General features: G+C 64.8%; 3 protein-coding genes. All 3 read right to left on the bottom strand.

The window, feature by feature from the left end; all coding sequences use genetic code 11:
* A partial coding sequence (locus AC1DYI_RS34235) for an HDOD domain-containing protein (protein ID WP_477208561.1) occupies positions 1 to 623 on the bottom strand: 623 nt, incomplete at its 3' end.
* Positions 620 to 790 carry a hypothetical protein gene (locus tag AC1DYI_RS34230; RefSeq protein ID WP_477208560.1) on the bottom strand — a complete coding sequence of 57 codons (171 nt, stop codon included), beginning with the start codon at positions 788 to 790 and terminating at the stop codon, positions 620 to 622. The genes AC1DYI_RS34230 and AC1DYI_RS34235, both read right to left, overlap by 4 nt.
* A gap of 29 nt (positions 791 to 819) precedes the next feature.
* Positions 820 to 1,891: response regulator (locus AC1DYI_RS34225; RefSeq protein WP_477208559.1), on the bottom strand; the 1,072-nt coding region annotated here is incomplete at its 5' end.

Raw genomic sequence — 1,891 nt, 5'->3', positions numbered from 1 at the left:
TGGTGGTGCCGTATTGCGTCGACCACATCGTTGCCGAAGCGCCAGCGCCGAGCCACGACGGCGCCGATCGCCATGTGGTTGGTGCCCAGCACATCGTCCTCGGCCTGCAAGGTTTGACAGTCGTGCTGCTGGCGGTAGTCGCAGACCTGCTCGARCCGCTCGGGCGACTGGCTGGCCAGTGCCAGGCGCCCCAGGTCGTGCAGCAGCCCTGCGGTGAACGCCGCGCCATCGTCGAGCTTCAGCGCCCGTGCCAGGTGGCGGGCGCAAAGTGCGCAGGCAATCGAGTGGCGCCAATAGGCCGCCAGGTCGAAGCCCCGACATCGCGGCGTAGTGAAACTGCCGCTCACCGCCGCCGCGGTCAATGCGGTGCTGAGGTTACGCAAGCCCAGCACGCTGATCGCGTCCCGTATCGAGCTGACTCGGCCGCTCAAGCCATAGAACGAGCTGTTCGCCAAGCGAAGCGCCTTGGCCACCAGGGCCTGGTCGTGCGAAATGGCGTCGACCAGTTCATCCATGGCCACATCGTCACGCTGCAGGGCCGAAAGCAGGTCGGTGAGTGCCTGCGGCAACACCGGGAGGTCCCGCAGGCGGCCGAGCACCGCCTCGGGATCGGTGGCGATCATTGCGCTGACCGCTCGTGATAGCGCCGCACGACGGCGAGCAACGGATGAATCTGCTGCCGGCGCAGCGAGTCTCGGAACAGCCACATCAGGCGTTGCTCCGCCTGAGGCACCGCCGGTGTTGGAAGCGTCTCGACCGGGCGATCGAGCGTCGGGTGATCCTGCGACATGGATGACTCCTACCTGAGTGTGTAGCGAGCTAGCCCGGCTCTTCGGCCGAGGCATGAGGAATCAAAACCACYAGGCGCCCGCTGACCCCGGTGGCTGCGCTCATCGCGCGGCAAACTCCTCGACAAGGTTGCCCGTTCAACGAGAAGGTGGCCGAGGTGCCATCGCACCCGTGCAGCACCGGCCGCAGGGCTTGCGGCAACACATCGTCGGCATCTCTTCCCACCAGCGGCCCGAACTCGCGCAGCAAATCATCGGCATCGCGGTTGGCAAAGGCGATCATTCCTTCGTCGTCGACACCCACAATGGGCACCGGAACACTGAGCAAGATCTCCAGCGCACCGGTGCTTCGCGACTCGACCATGTTCAATCGTTCGCGTTGCGTGGCCAGGGCCGATTGCAGGCACTCGTTGAGCGCGGCCAACTCCTGGTTGGCGACGCGCACCTCCCGGTCAAGCCGGCGGTTGTCGTCGGCCATTTCCTTCTGACGGAAAGCCTCTTCGATGTTGGCCCGCAGCAGGTCGTCTTCCCACGGCTTGGTCAGGAACTTGTAGATCGCCCCTTCGTTGATGGCGTCGGTGATGGACTGAAGTTCGGTGTAGCCCGACAGCACGATGCGGACTGTTTCGGGATAGAGCGCCTTGGCGCGACGAAGGAACTCGACACCCGTCATCACGGGCATGCGCTGGTCCGACACGATCACGTCGACCTCGGACTCGGCCAGGCGCTGCAGGCCTTCGGCTGCACTGTTCGCAGTCAGGATGCGGTAGCCGCCGCGGCGCAGAGAACGCTTGAGGGACGCGACGATGTTTTCTTCATCGTCGACCAGCAGCAATGTGCGCTGGCGCGGCGGTTGGTTGAAGTACTTCTCCGGCAAATGGCGCCGTTCGCGCCACAAGGTCTCGATCTCTGCCGCAGGGACAGCCTGGCTGAAGAAGTAGCCTTGGATCGCGTCGCAACGGTTGGCGATCAACAAGGCCAGCTGGCCCTCGGTCTCGACACCTTCGGCCAGCACCTTCATCTGCAGGCTGTGCGCCATGTTGATCACCGCGCGAGTGATCGACACCTGGGCCGGCGCCGCGGTGACGTCGTGCACATACGAC

Source organism: Ideonella sp. P3_A4, from assembly GCF_056403075.1.
This window is presented reverse-complemented; position numbering and strand designations above follow the sequence as displayed.